At 39.7% G+C, this 19465-nt stretch carries 17 protein-coding genes; 4 read left to right on the top strand and 13 right to left on the bottom strand.

Annotated features, from left to right (window positions below):
• Positions 1–85: 85 nt before the first annotated feature.
• From LI951_RS00250 to LI951_RS00240, 3 genes are all read right to left on the bottom strand, one after another.
• The gene (locus tag LI951_RS00250; protein ID WP_229440910.1) at positions 86–1810 is read right to left on the bottom strand and encodes a phospho-sugar mutase; all 1725 of its coding nucleotides are present in this window, start codon (positions 1808–1810) and stop codon (positions 86–88) included.
• A gap of 288 nt (positions 1811–2098) precedes the next feature.
• Positions 2099–2824 carry a nitroreductase family protein gene (locus LI951_RS00245; protein WP_202065787.1) on the bottom strand — a complete coding sequence of 242 codons (726 nt, stop codon included), beginning with the start codon at positions 2822–2824 and terminating at the stop codon, positions 2099–2101.
• 199 nt (positions 2825–3023) lie between these two features.
• On the bottom strand, positions 3024–4469 hold the full coding sequence (locus LI951_RS00240) for a PLP-dependent aminotransferase family protein (RefSeq protein ID WP_202065780.1): 1446 nt from the start codon (positions 4467–4469) through the stop codon (positions 3024–3026).
• A 119-nt stretch (positions 4470–4588) separates the two neighbouring features.
• On the opposite strand from LI951_RS00240, the gene thiD reads away from it, so the two are divergent.
• Positions 4589–5410: a bifunctional hydroxymethylpyrimidine kinase/phosphomethylpyrimidine kinase gene (gene thiD, locus LI951_RS00235; protein ID WP_202065778.1), complete on the top strand. Its 822-nt coding sequence runs from the start codon at positions 4589–4591 to the stop codon at positions 5408–5410.
• A gap of 13 nt (positions 5411–5423) precedes the next feature.
• Entirely contained in the window at positions 5424–5960 is a 537-nt protein-coding gene (locus LI951_RS00230) for an ECF transporter S component (RefSeq protein ID WP_202065776.1), read from the top strand.
• A gap of 58 nt (positions 5961–6018) precedes the next feature.
• Here LI951_RS00230 and LI951_RS00225 read toward each other — a convergent pair whose 3' ends face one another.
• The 3 genes from LI951_RS00225 to guaC form a co-directional block, all read right to left on the bottom strand.
• Positions 6019–7005, bottom strand: coding sequence for a permease prefix domain 1-containing protein (locus tag LI951_RS00225; RefSeq protein ID WP_202065767.1), 987 nt, complete (start codon positions 7003–7005; stop codon positions 6019–6021).
• The gene (locus tag LI951_RS00220; protein WP_202065766.1) at positions 7005–7334 is read right to left on the bottom strand and encodes a PadR family transcriptional regulator; all 330 of its coding nucleotides are present in this window, start codon (positions 7332–7334) and stop codon (positions 7005–7007) included. Before LI951_RS00220 ends, LI951_RS00225 begins: the two co-directional genes overlap by 1 nt.
• Positions 7335–7644: 310 nt before the next feature.
• Complete coding sequence (guaC, locus tag LI951_RS00215) at positions 7645–8622, bottom strand: GMP reductase (RefSeq protein ID WP_202065764.1); 978 nt, start codon at positions 8620–8622, stop codon at positions 7645–7647.
• A gap of 386 nt (positions 8623–9008) precedes the next feature.
• Here guaC and LI951_RS00210 point away from each other — a divergent pair, with 386 nt between their 5' ends.
• Both LI951_RS00210 and LI951_RS00205 read left to right on the top strand, forming a co-directional pair.
• Entirely contained in the window at positions 9009–9638 is a 630-nt protein-coding gene (locus LI951_RS00210; protein ID WP_202065762.1) for an MBL fold metallo-hydrolase, read from the top strand.
• Positions 9639–9659: 21 nt separating this feature from the next.
• A complete protein-coding gene (locus LI951_RS00205; protein WP_229440909.1) occupies positions 9660–10367 on the top strand; it encodes a histidine phosphatase family protein in 708 nt (235 codons plus the stop codon).
• A 1343-nt stretch (positions 10368–11710) separates the two neighbouring features.
• On the opposite strand, the gene fucO is transcribed toward LI951_RS00205, so the two are convergent.
• The 7 genes from fucO to LI951_RS00170 all read right to left on the bottom strand — a co-directional run bounded on the left by fucO (position 11711) and on the right by LI951_RS00170 (position 19380).
• Positions 11711–12862, bottom strand: coding sequence for a lactaldehyde reductase (gene fucO / locus LI951_RS00200; RefSeq protein WP_229440908.1), 1152 nt, complete (start codon positions 12860–12862; stop codon positions 11711–11713).
• A 12-nt stretch (positions 12863–12874) separates the two neighbouring features.
• A complete protein-coding gene (locus LI951_RS00195; RefSeq protein WP_229440907.1) occupies positions 12875–14983 on the bottom strand; it encodes a BglG family transcription antiterminator in 2109 nt (702 codons plus the stop codon).
• 207 nt (positions 14984–15190) lie between these two features.
• Positions 15191–16237, bottom strand: a complete 1047-nt coding sequence (locus LI951_RS00190; RefSeq protein ID WP_202065749.1) for a 2-hydroxyacid dehydrogenase — start codon at positions 16235–16237, stop codon at positions 15191–15193.
• A complete protein-coding gene (locus LI951_RS00185; protein WP_229440906.1) occupies positions 16237–17658 on the bottom strand; it encodes a PTS galactitol transporter subunit IIC in 1422 nt (473 codons plus the stop codon). Before LI951_RS00185 ends, LI951_RS00190 begins: the two co-directional genes overlap by 1 nt.
• A 15-nt stretch (positions 17659–17673) precedes the next feature.
• Entirely contained in the window at positions 17674–17967 is a 294-nt protein-coding gene (locus LI951_RS00180) for a PTS sugar transporter subunit IIB (protein WP_229440905.1), read from the bottom strand.
• 87 nt (positions 17968–18054) lie between these two features.
• The gene (gene rhaD, locus LI951_RS00175; RefSeq protein ID WP_202065743.1) at positions 18055–18894 is read right to left on the bottom strand and encodes a rhamnulose-1-phosphate aldolase; all 840 of its coding nucleotides are present in this window, start codon (positions 18892–18894) and stop codon (positions 18055–18057) included.
• A 12-nt stretch (positions 18895–18906) separates the two neighbouring features.
• Entirely contained in the window at positions 18907–19380 is a 474-nt protein-coding gene (locus LI951_RS00170) for a PTS sugar transporter subunit IIA (protein WP_202065741.1), read from the bottom strand.
• Positions 19381–19465: the final 85 nt, after the last annotated feature.

The following is a 19465-nucleotide window of genomic DNA, read 5'->3' as shown; positions in this document are numbered from 1 at the left end:
TACTAAAAAACTTTTTTCTTAAATAATAAAGGATGGCATAATTTTAACGCAAATTATTAACCATCCTCTTCTCATTAGAGTTTTGCTATTCAGTAATTTTGTTTACTGCATTTTCAAATGCAGCAAGTTTTTCATCTGCGTTCTCATGACTTGTGCCAATAGTTGCCACATAAAATTTAATCTTCGGTTCAGTACCGGAAGGTCGAATAGCAATCCAGCTGCCATCTTCCATATAATATTTCAGAACATCAGACGGCGACGTTAAGATTTTTTCCTCTTTCCCATCCGCAGTTCGACTGACTAATTCTTTGAAATCTTCTGTTTTAGTCACTGAAACCTCTGCAAACTCACTTGGTGCTTCTTGTCGGAATTTCGCCATTAATTCTTTAATTTTTTGGCTTCCTTCAATTCCACTCAGTGTAACTGAAATTGTTTTTTCCTTATAATAGCCATACTCTGCAAAAATATCCTGTAAACCGTCATATAACGTTTTTCCTTGCTTCTTGTAATACGCAGCAACTTCTGCAAGAAGTACCAGCGCCTGAATGGCATCTTTATCACGGACAAATGATTTTACAAGGTAACCATAGCTTTCCTCAAACCCAAACATAAATGTCTGCGAATGGTCTTCTTCGTACTCTTCAATTTTTTCGGCAATAAATTTGAATCCAGTCAGTACATCAATCATTTTTGTGTTGTATTTTTCAGCAATGGCAGTTGCCAGTTCACTGGATACAATGGATTTTAGAACTACTGCATTTTCAGGTAATGTTCCTGCTTGTTTATGTGCTTCAAGAATATATTGAAGCAGAACAGAACCAATCTGGTTTCCAGTTAGAACCTGATAAGAGCCGTCAGGAAGACGAACAGCTGCACCCAAACGGTCCGCGTCAGGATCTGTCGCAATCAGCAAATCCGCATTTTCTTTTTCCCCCAAACGAATCGCATATTCAAAAGCTGAATGTTCTTCCGGGTTTGGAGACTTAACTGTTGTAAAGTCAGGATCTGCAACTGCCTGTTCAGAAACAAGCGAGAACTGAGTAAAGCCAGCTTGCTTCAGTGCCTTTTCTCCAAGCATCTTCCCTGTTCCATGCAGCGGTGTATAAATCAGCTTCAATTCTCCGCCCATTTCATTGATTAATTCCTGATTAATCGTTACAGACTTCAATTTACTCAGATATTCTTTATCGACTTCTTCACCGATAATTGTAATCAAGCCACGGTTCTTACCTTCTTCCTCAGACAGAACTTCAACTTTTAATGGATTTTCTACTGAACGAACATAAGTAGTTAAAGCATCTGCATCTGCTGGAGGCATTTGTCCGCCATCAGCACCATAAACTTTATACCCATTATATTCGGCAGGATTATGAGAAGCAGTAATCATGATGCCGGCAAAAGCATTAAGATGTCTCACTGCAAAAGAAAGCTCAGGGGTTGGTCTCAGACTTTCAAATACATAGGCGGGAATTCCATGTTGGGCTAATGTTTTCGCAGCCTCCATTGCAAATTCAGGTGACTTATGACGAGAATCATATGCAATTGCCACCCCGCGTTTTTTTGTTTCAACGTCCTGTCCGTCCATAAACAACGCCAGACCTTCAGTTGCCTGACGAATAGTGAAGATATTCATTCGGTTAATTCCGGCACCCAAAATCCCCCGCATTCCTGCTGTCCCAAATTCCAAAGGAGCATAAAATGCATCTTGGCATTTTTCGCTGTCATCAGCAAGTGAATTAAGCTCCTCTTTCAATTCTGCAGGTAAATTTTCTTCATTTAGCCATTGCTCATATACTTGTTCCCAAGACATGAATAAAACCCCTCTCATACTTTGTTTTTTTCTTCTAACAGTATAGCATTCCTTCTTCGCTTAAGAAAGTAATGTAATAAAAAACCGTAAGCAGCCAAAGGAAACATATAGCTTTACTGAATGTTGTACTGAAAATAATTATTTCAGCATGCCTTGTATGACCATCAGACCTGCGACGAGCATTCAGAGAAGCATAGGAGCAAGTCCTTGCATTTAAAATCCCTGAAATTTTCGTTTCTTCAACAGCTTCCAGCCAGATCCCAGTTAATCTCAATATCCGATTTATTTCTATTTAAATACCCTTTTAAGTTTCAACAGTTGATCAATCAACCGATTTGGTTTGGATGAAAAATAATCGGCAAATTTCTTACTCCATAATTTTGTTTCACGGACTTCTCCAAATTTTTCCATGGTCTCATCGTATTCTTCTATTAAGGTATACGGATAAGATGTAAATTTTTCATGGAAAATTATCGTCTCTTTCGGAAGCCTTGGTTTCACTTTCATTTCAACAGTCGGCTTACCGATACTCAAACCAAACAATGGAAACATTCCCGCAGGCATTTCCAGCAGTTCGCTGATTTCTTTCCCATGTTTGCGAATACTTCCAACCACAACAGAGCCCAACCCCATGCTTTCAACAGCAGTCACAGCACTTCCCAATGCCAATGCAGCATCCGTTGCAGCAATCAGAGTAGAATCAATACTTTCAGAAGTCAAATTTTCTACTCCGTATTCTTCGCTGACACATTGTGTCCGGTATAGATCACCGGCAAAAATGAGGAAAACAGAACTTTTCAACATATGAGGGTTCCCGGGATTCCATTCTACAAGTTGTTTTCTTATCTGTTCATCCCGAATGACAAAGATGCTGTAAAACTGACCATTCATCCAGCTGGGTGCCTGTCTGGCCGCTTTTAAAATAGAATTCAGCGCTTCCTCCGGTATAACATACTGCTCATCAAAATCTCTATGTGTCTTTCTATTCACTAATACCTTCATTGTTTCATTCATACTTTTCCCTCCATTCCAGTTTATTCTATCATATTTACGGTGAATTCCAGCTCAGAAACTGAGTTTTTTTATTCTGCTTTTTCCAACAAAAGAGCCGGTGGACAATGTTTGTAAAATCTTCTCAACTAGTATTATTTTAACTGAGCGTTGGCAGCAGCAATATTTGTTCAAAAAAGCTTAAATTCTAAACAGCTAATCGTCATTTTCTGCTCTCACTGGTTTTAAAAATACTTTCTGATATTTTCTCTATCTTTTGTCTGAATAGCGGAAGCTGTTCTGCTGAAACTCTCGAAAAGTTGATACGTACACTGTTTCGATCTCTGCTAAACAGAAAACCAGGTGCCGCCAGCAGCCCTTCTCTGAGAAACTGCTGCCAGTCATTTTGTTTAAGCTCTTTTCCCAGGAAAGTCGCCCATAGGTAAAAGCCTCCCTGCGGTTTCTCCACTTTCCAGCATTCCAGCTTTTTCAAAACAGTGTAAACTGCCTCTCCGCGTTGATGAACTTCATTTTTCAGTAAAGAAAGCTTTTCATCAAATGATGGATCATTTAATGCAATATTACCAAGCAGCTGCGGGAAAATACTTAATGAAAAATCCATTATTTTTCTCGCTTCAGCAATTTGTCGATTGACTGACGGCGGCGCACTCAGCCAACCGATTTTCGTTGTAGAGCCTAATATTTTAGACAGTGACCCTATATAAAGAACATTCTCAGGATCTAATTTTTTCAGGGGGGGAATCTGTATTGCAGAAATTTCACTTAATTGACCAAATACATCATCCTCTACAATAGGGATTTGATATTTTTGACACAGCTTAACCAGCTCCTGTCGCCGCCTAACGCCCATTACTTTCCCCGTCGGATTTTGAAAGGAGGGATTTACCATGACCATCTTCACTCTGTGCTGACGAATTAACTGCTCCAAACTCATCAATTCTATTCCCTCATCGTCCATTGGTACACCGTAGAGTCGAATTCCTGCTGCCTGAAAAATCGGCAGAGCATAAAAGAAAGACGGGTCTTCAATAGCGACACTGTCTCCCGCTCTTAAAAGAACCTGCAAAATCAGAAACAAGGCCTGCTGAGCCCCGGAAGTTATGAGCAGCGACTCCTTCTGAAGAGAAAAGTCATACTCCTTTTCAACCATTCGGCAAATGGATTCCCTTAGAGGTAAATAACCGAAGTCGTCCTGTTCTTCTTCCTCTAAAAAATGCTTCCAAGTCAGCGGCGGGATGTCAAAGCTGGGAATCAGCTCCAAGGGCAGCTCCCCTGTATAAACATCCAGTATCTGATCACTATTTTCACTCATTAACTGATTCATTTTTTCGATAAACGGTTCTGTTTTATTAAATGCATTCTGCTCCAGATATCTTCGCCAGTCTGTCCGTGCAGTTGAGGCGATTCCCCATTTCCCTTCTGCAACAAACGAACCGCTCCCCTGCTTTCGAATCAGCCAACCCATATCCTCCAGTTCTTCCAATGCATGGACAACCGTTGAACGATTGACACCAAGCTTTTCTGCCAATCGTCTTTCAGCCGGCAGCTTTTCTCCGGGCAGCAGTTCCCCTTCTCTAATATACGAAAGGATCAGTTCGATAATTTTTCTGTAAACAGGAAGACCTTTTTCTTTATTTAATTCCCACATACTTACTTCCTCCGCAAAAATTGGATGAGTTAAAAATAATCCAATTGGCTGTTTTTGTCAATAGAACGCTGCGCTAGAATATAACTATTGTAACAACATTCAATCAGGGAGGTACAGCAATGATAAAGAAAGTATTAACTGTGGCGGGGTCTGATTCTAGCGGCGGAGCTGGGATTCAAGCCGATTTAAAAACATTTCAGGAATTTGGTACATTTGGTTTTTCTGCTCTGACGAGTATCGTTACCATGAATCCTGATGAAGGCTGGAGTCATCTTGTGACCCCTATAGAGCCGGAACTAGTGGAAAAACAATTAAAAACAATTTTTGCCGGCGGGGCGTTAGACGGTATGAAAACCGGTATGCTCGGAACGGTTGGTGCAATCGAAATTACCAGACAGTATATCGATAAATTTGATATGAAGAATGTTGTGATTGATCCTGTGATGGCCTGTAAAGGAACAAGTGAACTGCTGCAGCCGGAAAATGTTGCGGCAATGGTTAAACATCTTCTTCCTAAAGCGACTATCACCACTCCAAATTTGGTTGAAGCAGGCATTCTATCCGAAATGGGTGCCCTGACTTCTATTGATCAGATGAAAGAAGCAGCTAAAAAGATTCTTTTATTGGGTCCTCAATCTGTTGTGATAAAAGGCGGTCATCGACTTCCTACCGAGAATGCAGTTGATCTGTTTTATGATGGACAAACCTTTACTTTACTGGAAAACAAAAAGCTGGCTACAGATTACAATCATGGAGCCGGATGTACGTTTGCTGCAGCTGTTACTGCCGGACTGGCAAAAGGGTATACAGTGGCACAGGCGGTTCAGACAGCAAAAGAATTTGTTGCAGCAGCTATTGAAAATGGACAAAAAATTAATCCATTTCTGGGACATGTTTGGCATGGTGCTTATAACCAAGCTGAAAACCGAATGACAAAGTAAAGGAGTCTGGAATATGGCAAAAAAGAATACGACACTGTCGCTTGTACTCATAGCACTATTTACCGCCTTAACTATTTTAGGAACAATGATAAAAATTCCGCTGCCTACAGGAGCTTTTGTTCATCTGGGAAATGCTGTCCTGCTGCTCGCCGTTTTGTTGTTAGGCTATACTAGAGGAGCCTTGGCAGGTGGTCTGGGCTTTGCAATTTTTGATCTGATGAATGGCTTTGCTGCGGAAGCACCTTATTTCATCATAGAAAGCTTTATTGTTGGCGGAGCAGCGGCTATCGCAATGATGGCTTTTCATAATAATATTGATAATATTAAAAAATTAGTAACTGTCGCAATCGTGACAGGGATTGCGAAAATCATTATGACACAGCTGAAAAATACAGCATTGGCCCTATTTGCAGGCAGCAGCTTTCAACTAGCATTTTCCAGCGCTTTATCCATGCTACTTGCAACAGTTTTGAATGTGACAATTACAATCATTTTTGTGTCACTCGTGTATTTCCCTTTGAAAAAAGCAATGACTACTATTTTCAGGTAAATAAAAGAAGCGTTTGGCAGCCAAACGCTTCTTTTATTATTACCGGATTTATAATAAGTTATTTTTCACTGGTAAAAATACTTTCCAGAATTCCAAAAATGATCCCTGCGATTGGAAAAATAATCCAAGAAGTCCCCCAGTTTCCGGCGATAAAACTTTGAAAAAGATAGCTGACAACAACAAGCGGCCAATAGATTTTTTCAATAACCAGCCAGAATTGCGGCTTTTTTCTATTTTTTTCCTCCTTCGCACGAGGACCCAATTTATCTTCATCAGAAATAAAGTATTTATGCTTTAACAGCTGAGTAAAGCTCCCCATGATAACTCCTGCATAGATGAAGAGGAAGACGCCTGCTGAAACAAGAAGAAACGTAATAGACATACCCAGAAGCGGAAATTCTTCCATATCACCCAAAATAGGCATCGCACCTAAAGGAATAACAGCCAAGATACAAAGAACCACTCCAGCCGAAATACTGAATACATAAGAACGCTGAAAGTCCCCTTTTATCTTCTCAACCATTTTTTTCACCTGAAGCGGAATAAGCCGATCATCCAGATTTTTCTTGTTATTGGTCATGCTGATGCCGGCAACGATAAACAATGGAACACCCACAGCAACTCCAAGAAAGAGCCCCACAATGCTTATTGCCTCTTCAAAACTTCCATTATCCCATATTGCCATTGCTGCGAAAAATGCTGATAACCCAATCAGAATAGACATTACACCCAGAGCGATAAACAAAGCACCTTTCTTTTGTACCTGTAAAAATCCGTTAGCTTCTTCAACTGAAATTTCATCAATCTCTTGACCAGTTTCGTCAGTATATTCCTGCTTCATATTCATTTCTTCCAGTAGTTCATCAATGTTGCCAAATTCAGTAATTACAGCGCCGATTGCTTCATTTTCAGATTTCCCCTGTGATTTCAGATCATCATATCTGTCCTCGGCACTGGCCAAAAGATCTTCTTTTAATTTCCTGATCTGCCCAGTTTCCTGAATTCCCAGAAATAGGCTTTCTATGTAGTCTTGAATTGTTTTCATCAGTCTTCCTCCTTAATAAAGCATTCAACGACTTTTTTCGTCAACTGCCATTCCTTAATTTTTTCCAACAGGTACTCTGCTCCTGATTCTGTAATCTTGTAATATGTCCTCTTTTTCCCATGAGTCACCTGTCCCGGGTATGATTCAATATATCCGTTTTTTTCCAAACGGGTAAAGGCTGAATACAATGTCGTTTCTTTTATAGAATAATTTTTCTGAGAGGTTTCTCTGATCTGTTTGGAAATCTCATATCCATAAGAATCACCTTCAGAAAGAATCGTTAAAATGAATGTGTCATTATATCCTCTAATTGCATCGCTTCCGATCATTGAATCACCTCCAAATTACTTCATCTAACGTACTACGTCTGTCGTTGTAATTATATTAACATGATTACTACGATAGGTAAAGTAAAATGTGTTGAAAAGATTATTTATTTTGTTTGGATAAAAATCACTGTATAAATAAAAAGCCTGTCAACAACTAATTAAAGAAGTCGATAGGCTTTTTCAGAGGAATGGATAACTAACTCATCACTGTCGTCTCTCCTGTATTTTACTAGGGCGTATCTGAAAATTTATGACGACAAGTTCCATAAAAATATCGAAAATACTTACCGCTAGAGTTTTCAGACAGAACCTAAATAGTATCTCCATTAAAGATTGAGTTTTTCACAATCACATAATCAACTTTGCGGATGGATTCTAAATCTCTCCCGCCGGCATAAGAAATGGAAGACTGAAGGTCCTGCTGCATTTCAACCAGTGTGTCAGAAAGTCTTCCTTTGTAACGAATCCAGATTTTCTTCCCTTCAACGTTTTTCTTTTCCCCTTTTTGAAATTCAGAGGCACTGCCAAAGTATTCCTTGTATACCACACCATTTTCTACTTTTGTTTCTCCCGGAGATTCTTCATGTCCGGCAAATAAAGAACCAATCATGACCATTGTCGCTCCAAATCGAACAGATTTAGCTACATCACCAGGCGTTCTAATTCCGCCGTCTGCAATGATTGGTTTACGTGCAGCTTTACCGCACCAGCGTAATGCTGCCAACTGCCAGCCGCCAGTTCCGAACCCTGTCTTTATTTTCGTAATACAGACTTTACCAGGTCCGATACCCACTTTTGTTGCATCCGCTCCCGCATTCTCCAGTTCCCTAACAGCTTCTGGAGTTCCTACATTCCCAGCAATGACAAATGTTGTCGGCAGCGTCTGTTTCAAATGCTGAATCATGCGAATCACTGCATTGGAATGCCCATGAGCAATATCAATTGTTACATAATCTGGGATCAGATTTTGCTTGGCTAATTCTTCAACAAACACATATTCTTCTTCCTTTACTCCAACACTGATAGAAGTAATGAGTCCTCTTTTCTTCATTCGCTGAACAAACGGAATCCGTGCTTCTTCATCAAAGCGGTGCATAATATAAAAATAGCCGTTTTCAGCTAAAAATTCTGCAATTTTATCATCAATAATCGTCTGCATATTCGCAGGAACGACAGGCATTTTAAAAGTGTGCGCACCTAACTTTACACTTGTATCACATTCAGAACGACTGTTGACAATACATTTGTTGGGAATCAGTTGAACATCTTCGTAATCAAAAACTTTCATTCTACTATCTCCTAGCAATTTAATAGTTTCGGGACAAAAACACGTAATAAAAAGCTTTATCAAATAAAAAACGTTCGGTTTTTCTACCCATGATAATTTACACCATTTTCAGACGAATGTCAAAGGAATTCTTAGCGCATCCAAAGACTTTTACAAGAAGTTTGATTTTACTTTTATCAGCAGTTCTCTAAGTCCCTAAAAAACAGCTCATTTTTAGATAAACAAATACCAAAAAGACAGGTCTTCATCAACCACGTTTTTCTTTTTAATTAAGAAGGCTTGTTTGAATCAGATTAAATTATCGACAAAACAATCCCAGACCTTTGTTTTCCTCCCATGAATTGTTGTATACTTATAAAAGAACAATAAAGAAAGGTACTGATACGATGCTAAAAATTGAGCGAATTAAAACCGGCCCTATCCAGGAAAACTGCTACCTTATTTACAATGAAGAGGGCTTGCTGATTATCGATCCCGGAGCAGAGGCTCAGAAATTAATTCAAGCAGTGGATAAAACCGGAAAGAAGCCTGCAGCTATCCTACTGACCCATACACATTATGATCATATCGGTGCTGTTGAGGAGCTTCGGAAGCATTACAACATTCCAGTCTATGTTAGCCCATTGGAACAAAGCTGGCTTTCTGATCCTGTCATGAACTTGTCCGGATTGGGTCGGCATAATGATATTCCGGATATTATCGTTCAGTCAGCTGAATATGAATTTGAAATGAAAGAATACGAAATCAGCGGCATGCGCTTTACTGTTGTCCCCACCCCAGGACATTCTATTGGAAGTGTCAGCTTTATTTTTGATGATTTTGTTGTCTGTGGTGATGCGCTGTTTAGAGGAAGCATTGGCAGAACAGATTTGGCAACAGGTAATTTTGATCAGCTTATTCACAGTATTACCACTTACCTTTTCACTCTACCAGGTGAATTTCCAGTTTACTCGGGTCATGGAGATGCAACAACTGTTGAGCATGAAAAGAAAACCAATCCATTTTTCCAATCATAAAAACTAACTGAGGTGAAAAAAATGACAGAAACAAAGCTTTATATTATCCGTCATGGAAAAACAATGTTTAACACGATCGGTCGAACACAGGGCTGGTCAGATACACCTTTGACTGCTGAAGGAGAACTGGTCATCCAACAGCTGGGTGCCGGCTTAAAAACAATTCCTTTTAAAGAAGCCTATTCCAGCGACAGCGGAAGAGCCATGCAGACGGCAAGAATTATTTTACAGGAGCATCTGCAGGGGGAAAGTATTCCCTATCGTACAGACAAACGCATCAGAGAGTGGTGCTTTGGTTCGTTAGATGGTGGATATGATGGCGAACTATGGGGGGTTGTTCCCAGAATTTTAGCATTTAAAAATTATGATGAAATGATGTCAGAAACCATCAGTTATAAGAACTTGGCGGATGCAATCATTGAAGCCGACACCTCCAATTGGGCAGAGCCCTATGAAAAGATCAAAGAACGTGTCTGGTCAGGTTTCGAAGATATGGCACATTACAGAGAAAAAGATGGCGGCGGCAACATCATGGTTGTTTCCCATGGTCTGACTATTTCGTTCCTGCTGTCTCTAATTGATAACGACCTGCCTATGCAAATCGGATTGGAAAACGGCAGTGTGACAACACTGACTTATAAGGATGGTTCGTTTACTATTGAAGATGTTAATGATCTCCACTATATTGCAGACGGTAAAAAAGAACTTGAAGAAAAGAATTTACTATAATAAAGCTCAAATAGAACAGACAAGATTTTGTTTTCTGAATCTTCCTGTTCTTTTTTGGCTTGTTTAAATTAGTATCCTTTAAGCAAATACCAAAGAAAGTATTAAGATTTTATTTCTCATTCCAACTATCTCACAAAATAGAATCATTCTTCTTCTATTACTTCTATAGCTTCTGCTTCATTCAAAGAAAAAAATAACCCTTTTAACTCTTTTTTAAAAGAGTTCACAGAACTTTCACGATTCAAAGCAGATTCTTCCAATTTTTTTATGCTCCATTTCACTTTAAATGAGTATGATGAATTCAGTTAATAAGAAAGGGGCTGTTTCAAGGAATTGGATTTTCTTTTTTGGGTTTTATCTTCAGAATTTATAAAGAGAGTCAGAAGCAAAACCCCAATTTTTAATTGTTATGGAGAGCCTTGTCTCTCCATACACTTCAAATAAAAATTACTTGCAACTAAAATAATTATTCTGTGGATGAACGTGGTGTTTTTACTCTCCTGAGGCTTAACAGATGTTTGTGCTCAATTTCCAGAGGTGTAGGTTCGAATCCTGCTGTCCACATTTCCCTATCCTTTGTAGGGTTAATCATAGATATATGTTACCAGCCTAAAAAGGCAGCTCTTACTAGAAAGAAAGGATGATGTACATGAAAAAAATATTGACAGCAGGCTCCCTGATTTCTATCGCAGCAATTACCGCTATTTCCCTAACCCGAAAAAGTAAGATGGCATATGCCAGAGTCTCACATCGATCATAAAAAATTTGGAACTGACTTTACAGTCGGTTCTTTTTAACGAAACTGTGCACAGCAAAAAGTGTAAAAAACATTACCCGTACTAGGGTGTGTCTGAAAACTCAAGCAGCGAATAGTTTGATGATTTTTATCGAACTCCTCGTCATAAATACTCGCTTATGAACCACATAAGCTGTGTTTTCTTCTTTGATTTCAACAATAATCACTGAAAAATTCGAATGCCACTAACTTTTCAGACACGCCCTAGAATGGAGGTAGAAAAAAATTTTTATTTGGTCCTTGTTAATTGTTGGCAACGTCTAACAGGGATCTTTTATTTACCCGAAATGTAGAAAAAAACCGAAATATGGTTGAATATCCTCTTGATCGTTCAGTCAGAAGCTAACTATTCAGAGAAGATGCAAACCTTCACGGGTCTTTTTCCATTTTATTATTTCTAATTCTTTTGTGACACAAAGACATTTGTATGTAACCTTCAAAATAGAAAATTCAAAGGGAAGATATTTTTCAATATCAGTCAGATTATCCCTTTGAAAAAATTTATAACCTTCACCTAGCACTTCGTACTACTTATCGCTTCAAGTCTCTACATTAAACTCTGATACAGTCCAATGATTTCTTCTACTGAGGTATCTCTTGGATTGCCTGGTGTGCAGACATCCTTAAATGCATCCTCGGCAATCTTCTGCAGGTCTTCGGCCTTCACACCCAGCTCTGAAATAGTCGCTGGAATGCCTACATCCCGGCTTAAACGATCAATTGCTTCACAGGCGGCATCCCTTGCCTCTTCAATCATCATCGTTTCTGCGCCCTCAATTTTTAAAGCCTCAGCGATTTCACGGTATTTTTCGCCGGTAAATGCTTTGTTGTACTTCATGACAGTCGGCAGTAATGAAGCACAGGCAACGCCGTGCGGAATATTATACCAAGCGCTCAACGGATGCGCCATTCCATGAGCCAGTCCCAATCCGACATTGGAAAAGCCCATTCCCGCAATATACTGCCCCAGTGCCATTGCTTCTCTTCCGGTTTCATCACCATTTACGGAAGCTCTCAATGATCGACCAATAATCTCAATTGCTTTCAGGTGCAGCATATCCGTCATTTCCCATGCGCCCTTGGTAATAAAGCCTTCAATTGCATGGGTCATGGCATCCATGCCGGTTGCCGCAGCCAGACTCTTCGGCATCCCCATCATCATATCACTGTCCACAAATGCCGCAATAGGAATGTCGTGCGGATCTACGCAGACAAACTTGCGCTGATTTTCTTCATCAGTAATAACATAGTTGATCGTTACCTCTGCTGCAGTGCCTGAAGTGGTCGGCACCGCCAGAATCGGCAGACAGGGCTGCTTCGTATCTGCAACACCTTCCAGACTTCGGACATCTGCAAACTCAGGATTTGTCGCGATAATTCCAATGGCTTTGGCTGTATCAATCGGCGACCCGCCGCCGATAGCGATAATACAGTCAGCTCCCGCTTCTTTAACAGCCATCACCCCGTCCTTCACATTCTGGATCGTCGGATTCGGAACGATGCCATCATGAACGGTATAGTTTATTCCCGCCTTGTCCAGTAAATCTGTAACTTTTGTCGCTACACCAAATTGAATCAGCTCCTTGTCGGTAATCACGATTGCTTTCTTAAAATTCCGTTTTTTAAATTCTGCCGGAACTTCCTCAATTGCTCCTTTACCAAAATAGGATGTTTCGTTTAAAATCATTCGATTAACCATAAAATTCCTCCTCTATTCATATATTTTCTGTTTTGTCTGTCCTTTATTATTTTCAGTCAGTTCATTAAAGAACAAATCGTAAATATCCTGTTCATAAGGAGCAGTCAAAAGTGCTGAACGGAATGCTTCATTATTCACAAGATTATATAATGTCGTCACTGCATTCAAATGTGTTTTCTTATCTTTTGGTGCAATCATCACAATGATTCGTACTGAAAGTTCTTTTGAAAAAGGGATGGGTTCTCTGACCCGAAGAAATGACATCCCCAACTTGTTTACTCCATTTTCAGGTCCATCATGCGGAATGGCTACTTCAGGCGCAATCACAAAATAGGGATACTCAGGATTATAGCCTTCAAGAATTTTTTCAACATAGCCGGTTTCAATTGAACCATTCTGCAGCAGCGGTTTTGCGCTTAAACGAATGGCTTCGTTAAAATTCAACGCTTTGTCATAAATTTGAATATTTTGTCTTGGCAGCAGCTCCAGTAAAGAATAGTCGTCTTTAAAAACCAGACTTCCTGTGATTTCCTCATTGTCATTATCCGGCAACAAAAATTGTTCAAGCTCCTGCTTTAATTGTCCTTTTGCACGAATATCTGCATACTTTTCAATAACCTGCAGCAGCCCATCAAGGTTCAAAGAATCTATTCCTTCACTATAGGAATAACGGCTAAATATAGTACCTTCTACTTTTCTTTTAAGAGTTCTTTTTTCATGGTCAGTCAGGAAATGTTTAATAAAAAATGTAGGAATATCCGTGTCCACACCAACTGTTGAAAAAACAATATCCACTTGGGGATTCAATTCATAAAATTCACGCAAAGACATATAGCGCTTGAAAAGAATATCGGGCAGCAGCTCCTTTAAATTTTCCAAAAGCAGTCGGGAAACAGAAACACCGTGCATACAAACAACTACTGCAGTTTTTTGCTTTTCTTCGGTTATCTTTTCTCCTTTTAAAAAACTGAGAAAAATAATCAGAATATACGACAATTCCTCCTCCACAAACTCAATCCCCAATATCCGTTCAACAGGGCACACTGCCTTCTTCACAATAAAATAAAATTCTCTGTACTCTTGTCTGATAGACTGGGATAGATCTCCTTCATCCGGCACTCCAAAGCGAATACGATAGCTGGCAGGAATGATATGCTGATAAAGCACGTCGCACAACTCCTGCTTGTTTTCAAAAAATGTAATACTGGATTTTTCAAAATAATTAATACTGTGTTTTATCGCCTTTAACAGTTCAGGGCTTTGTTTAAAAGAAGTTCGCTTGACGATATTAATACTTAGAACATGCATGATGATAAACCTAAGTTCCTGGTCATACGGCTGTACTGAGCTTTCCGAGTATAGACTGCTGAAATGTTGTTCAACCACATGAAAAATTTCCTGGTTTAACAAATCGCCATAGCCGGCAATATCTCGGGCTGTTACTTCTTCCTTATTCGAAAAACGAACAAGAGATAAATAAACAATCATTCTCAAATAGGAAATCTTTACTTCTGAAAAGTACAGCTGAAGTTCTTTTTCCATTAAACTGATTCTTTGATCAATTCTGTGAAGTTTGTCTCTGTCAATCGAGAGGAGCTCATAAAAAAACTTCAGCTCAAAGTCCTTTTCAATTTCTTCTTTCACCAAATACAGCCATAATTTACGAACAGCAATTTCTTCACCGGTCAGAAAATAGCCTTTTGCCCTCTTTGAACGAATCCCCAATTGTCGGGCTGCCAAGAAAGGTTCGACTGTTTTAATATCTGACAGAATGGTATTACGGCTGACACTTAATTTTTCTGCCAGCATCCCCAAAGTTAAGTTTTTATACAGAATAACCAACAGAATAATATAGATTTGGCGTTCATGCCCTTGAAGATGGATCAATGATGAACCTGAGGTTAAAAGCTGTCGGCGCTGTGCAGCACTGACAGAAAGAAAGTAGCGATGGTTTCTTTTTTCTACTTTTTGAAAGCCCATTTCTTCCAGACAGTCATTAATCTTTTTGATTCGATAATCCAGCTGACTTTTGTTGACGTGCAGTTCATCCTTCAGATACTGTGAAGCGACACCGGGTGTATTCAAAATCATTTCAATTATTCGCTTCATCATTGAATCCATAAGAACATCTCCTTTTCATTATCAGCATTCACGTTCAATTTTTAGAACTGCTGACCCAGCTTCTGAAAACATACCGAGTCAGCGTTCAGCTAACCAAATTCCCAACACTTTGGAAAAAGTTGTATATTTATTTCTTTGAATAGAAACTTTATATATTTTATAGTCTGAATACAACTGAAGAAATCTTTTCTTTTTGATGATTCTTAGTTATAATTTAATCAGCATATCACTTATGCCGTTTTTTAAATACGCATTAATGACATCCCTTAACAAATAAGGAGATTTTGGAATCGCATCAATGGTGTCGCCTGCAATATGTGGGGTGAGAGTCACATTATTCAGCTGTAATAAAGGATCGTCCATCTCAATGGGTTCTTTCCAAATTACGTCAAGCGCAGCACCTGCAATTCTCTTTTCTTTCAGGGCTGTTATTAATGCGTTTTTGTCCAATACAGCGGCTCTGGCTGTATTTATTAAATAGGCACTGGGCTTCATCAGTGAAATCAAATGATCGCTGACCATATTCGTTGTTTCAGGTGTCACTCGCATATGCAGCGACAGAACGTCAGCTTCCGAAAAAACCTCTTCCAACTCTTTAAATTCTACAGACAGACCTTCTTTTTTTATTCTTTCCGGATCAACAAACGGATCATATGCCATGACTTCTACACCTAACGCATTTAATCTTTTTACAACCAGTTTTCCAATATAGCCTAAACCGATCAAGCCGACTTTCAACTGATCAATCGTTGTTTTGTATGGATCATTTGGAAAAGCCTTTGTCCACTTTCCTGTCATTGCATCCCGATGACCTCTGGCGATATTTCGTGTTTCAGCATAAATCAGTCCAACTGTAAAATCTGCTACCGGCTCAGCATTCCTAATGACATGAATCAGCGGGATATTTTTTTCTTTTACACTATCCACAGCTACATGCTCCAAGCCGCCTCGACAGGTTCCAATCATTTTTAGCTGCGATGCATTCGCCAGCATCTCTTTTGAAACCGGCGCAATATGAACGAGCAGATAGTCTGCATCCGCCATCGCCTCAACAATCCCTTCCGGTACTTGCACAGCTTCCGGTCCGCCTTTTTCTATCTGAAGAATTTTTTCCTGAAACTGATCTTTTGTCAAATCAGCGTGCCAGTTAAATTCCATAACTTCAATTTCTGCTCCAATAGTCAACTGCAGTGCAGCTTCTTTTAATGTTTCACTGCTGACCAGCCGATCACCAACTACGACTACTTTTACCATTATACCGCCTCCTGCTCCAATGCCATTTGTACATTTTCTTCTAATTCAGCCTGTCTTTCAAGATAATCATGAATGACTTCTCTTTTCGTCCGCACAAAAAGATACATTGCAATGTAAACAATTACAGAAAGCCCAATCCAAAGAGGATTCTGTGTCATAAATATCAGGAATAAACCGCCCATAATATGATTGGTCATCACTGCAAAACTACAGATAAGCAGCGCACCCTCCGGTAAATTCACCCCAACATCCAAAGCAACCTTTGTGAAAGTAGGAGCTACTGCTGTAATCATGTACAAGCCGCCGACACACCAAATAGTGCCTGAAATCAGAGATTTAAAAATATTTCCATTTGAAATACAGATAATCAATTCTATCATATAGGGAATTGCTATCAAATCTACCATCGGCAAGGTTTCATTGCCCGGCAAAATGATTGCAAGGACTAAAATAATCGGCATCAAAAGCATACCGGTGAGCAAAGTAGCTGTTTCACCATACCCAGCCGCATCATTAATTGCCAAGTACCAAACACGGTCTTTCCCGCCGGATTTTGCAGTCCGTTTTGAAGCATCCGTAATCGTCGTAAAGGCAGAAGCAAAAATTCCTGCAATTTTCGGGAAAATGGCCATAATCGCTGCCGTCGCTATTCCCACTGTCACAATCTCTCCCCAGCCTTCCATCGTGTTCAAACGCATGAAATTACCTGCAAAGCCCAAAATCAGCCCCAACATAAATCCAAGTGAGGTAGGCTCACCGAGGAAGCCCAGCTTATCCTGAATTTTTTCCGGATTCCACTGTACTTTATTGGCCCCCAATTTTGTCAAAATCCAATCCATTCCTATAGCCAGCGGAACAGAGCATATATGATGAGGCGCAGTCATTGTACATTTTGGATAGCCATAATAGGTTGACCATCTTTTAGCAACCACTTCAGAGAATACCAGACTGTACAAGTTCGAGAGAACCATCAAGCCAATTGACAACCATAAATTACCCGTTGCAATATAGAGCATAGATCCCCACAGCATAAATGAAAAATTATTCCAGAGATCTGAAGGCATGAAAATATTAGTGTATTTCAAAACAAAGAGAACCAGCTGCAGCACAAGCCCCAGACCCAAAAAGATCATTCCTACTTGGGTAGAATACGCAACCACGCTCGTTGCCTGCCATCCTGTATCTAAAATACGCAGATTTACGCCTGTTTCTTCAACCATTCTCTGAACAACTGGAGTGACTATCGGTGAATAGGCTCCGATTATCATGTTAAAACCGGTAAGTCCAATCCCCGCATTCAGTGCTGCAGTAAATGCCTTTTTAGGCTTAACCTTCATAATCAGCGCAATAAAGAAAATAATGACTGGAACGACAATTGCCGCTCCAAATGCATCCATAATACTTGATAGAATTTCTAACACAATTTCCTCCCCCTTTTACAGTGATTTTACCGTTTCAAGCAGCTCTTCATAAAATTCCTCTTCTTCCATTCCCGTCAATAGTCCTACTGAATTAATCGTCGGGATACTATAAGTCCCCTTTAATGGACTCGTATGAACAATTACGTCCCATTGTCCGGAAGCCAGCTCATTTTCCACTCCGCCTGGATTCACCTCAACAGTCTTTGCTTTATACCCGTTATCCTCCAAAAAATCCTTTACTTTTCCAGCTACCATAGAACTTGTTACAGTCCCGGAGCCGCATACTGAGATTACATTAATTCTTTTCATCACTATTCTCCTGTCTTTTAAAATAATTGTTGTTTATACTCCCTCAATAACTCTGCAGTAATAGATGGGAATTGACCAACCCATCCATTATTGCTCTCTTGGTGCTAAAATTCCTTCTTTGGGAGCCACACCAAAACGATCAGCTAAATCCCACAGCTGCTGATCAGTGATTTTCTGGATGATTCCAGTTGGCACCTGTACAGCACGCATGTAAATATCTGCAGCTTTTTCAGCAGTTTCCACCAATCCAAATGCGTCATCCATTGTTTGACCTGCACCCATGATTCCATGATGCGGCCAAACAACGATTCGTGAATAATGCATTTTTTCAGCGGAGGCTTCCCCCAGCTCTACTGTTCCCGCCACCATCCACGGCAAAACAGCAACACCGTCCGGAAATACGACCAGACATTCTGTAATCATTTCCCATAAAGTCTTCGTAAACTTATCTTCGTCCAGTTCATGAACAAAGGTCATCGCTGAAATGGCTATGGAGTGAGTATGAAGGATTACCCGATGCTCTGCATCCTGTTTCAGTCTGACTGCATGACATTTCAAGTGAGATGCAAGCTCACTGGTTGGTACTCCGCCTGTTTCCAGTCCCCATAAAACCTGGTACTTCTTTCCTGCTGCATCAATTTTCAAAATAACCAGATTATCTGCAGGATTTTGCCACACATTTTTAAAATATTTCCCTGAGCCGGAAACCAGAAATATCATATTTGCAAGCTCCGGAATTTCAAAGCCGAGTTCCACTTCACTCAAAATCCGATCTGTATCCAAGTAGAAGCCAACCTCTGATTCATCCAAACGGTAACTGATATTTCCTCCGTTTCTTTCCGCCCAACCATTATTCCAAAGGTTCCTTGTTGCTTCACACATTTCTTTGATAAAGGGCGCTTCATAAATATTGTGAATCTTTGTCATAGATAAAATCTCCTATTCTTTATTAATGTAGTATTGGTTTACAATTGAATACATTTCATGTTCCGATATATTCTCAGATAATCGGGTCATTGTTCTCTCATCAGAAAACATCGCCATTAAATTTTGTAAAAGAACCAGCTGTTCTTCACCTTTTTCAAATCCAAGGACAAACACATAATGGGCTTCTACTTTTTCATCAACAGATCCCATCTGTCCAAAAGAAATAGGCTGATAAAGCTTGGTTATAAATACGAACGGTTTTTTTATGTGCGTTGGATCTGTATGCGGAATAGCCACACTCAAAAAAGGTGTCTTTAAGCCTGTCGGATAATCCTTTTCCCGTTCCGTGACTGCCTCATAAAAACTATCCTCCACATATCCTTTATGCTTCAGTTTTTGGAAAATATACGAAAAAAATTCCTCCTGATTGTTGCTTTCTTCAATAATATCTGCCAATTCTTCACTAAAATAATGATCGATTGTCATACCTTTGCCCCTCCTTCCTTTAGTTATAGCCACATTATATAAAATAGTATGCTGCATTTGTGACCGCTTTCATCACAATTTTTAT

It is taken from the genome of Enterococcus sp. BWT-B8 (assembly GCF_020567625.1).
Lineage (GTDB): Bacteria > Bacillota > Bacilli > Lactobacillales > Enterococcaceae > Enterococcus_L.
Note: the sequence above shows the minus strand (reverse complement) of the source record. Positions and strands in the feature narration are given on the sequence as shown.

Bases quoted from the DNA above. Each gene is read 5' to 3' on its own strand.
- LI951_RS00225 (WP_202065767.1), bottom strand. From the start codon at position 7,005: ATGAAAACAATTCAAGACTACATAGAAAGCCTATTTCTGGGAATTCAG.
- LI951_RS00245 (WP_202065787.1), bottom strand. From the start codon at position 2,824: ATGAATGAAACAATGAAGGTATTAGTGAATAGAAAGACACATAGAGAT.
- rhaD (WP_202065743.1), bottom strand. From the start codon at position 18,894: ATGACAAAGATTCACAATATTTATGAAGCGCCCTTTATCAAAGAAATG.
- guaC (WP_202065764.1), bottom strand. From the start codon at position 8,622: ATGAAAGTTTTTGATTACGAAGATGTTCAACTGATTCCCAACAAATGT.
- LI951_RS00210 (WP_202065762.1), top strand. From the start codon at position 9,009: ATGCTAAAAATTGAGCGAATTAAAACCGGCCCTATCCAGGAAAACTGC.
- LI951_RS00240 (WP_202065780.1), bottom strand. From the start codon at position 4,469: ATGTGGGAATTAAATAAAGAAAAAGGTCTTCCTGTTTACAGAAAAATT.
- LI951_RS00195 (WP_229440907.1), bottom strand. From the start codon at position 14,983: ATGGATTCAATGATGAAGCGAATAATTGAAATGATTTTGAATACACCC.
- LI951_RS00250 (WP_229440910.1), bottom strand. From the start codon at position 1,810: ATGTCTTGGGAACAAGTATATGAGCAATGGCTAAATGAAGAAAATTTA.
- LI951_RS00180 (WP_229440905.1), bottom strand. From the start codon at position 17,967: ATGAAAAGAATTAATGTAATCTCAGTATGCGGCTCCGGGACTGTAACA.
- LI951_RS00230 (WP_202065776.1), top strand. From the start codon at position 5,424: ATGGCAAAAAAGAATACGACACTGTCGCTTGTACTCATAGCACTATTT.
- fucO (WP_229440908.1), bottom strand. From the start codon at position 12,862: ATGGTTAATCGAATGATTTTAAACGAAACATCCTATTTTGGTAAAGGA.
- thiD (WP_202065778.1), top strand. From the start codon at position 4,589: ATGATAAAGAAAGTATTAACTGTGGCGGGGTCTGATTCTAGCGGCGGA.
- LI951_RS00220 (WP_202065766.1), bottom strand. From the start codon at position 7,334: ATGATCGGAAGCGATGCAATTAGAGGATATAATGACACATTCATTTTA.
- LI951_RS00170 (WP_202065741.1), bottom strand. From the start codon at position 19,380: ATGACAATCGATCATTATTTTAGTGAAGAATTGGCAGATATTATTGAA.
- LI951_RS00205 (WP_229440909.1), top strand. From the start codon at position 9,660: ATGACAGAAACAAAGCTTTATATTATCCGTCATGGAAAAACAATGTTT.
- LI951_RS00190 (WP_202065749.1), bottom strand. From the start codon at position 16,237: ATGGTAAAAGTAGTCGTAGTTGGTGATCGGCTGGTCAGCAGTGAAACA.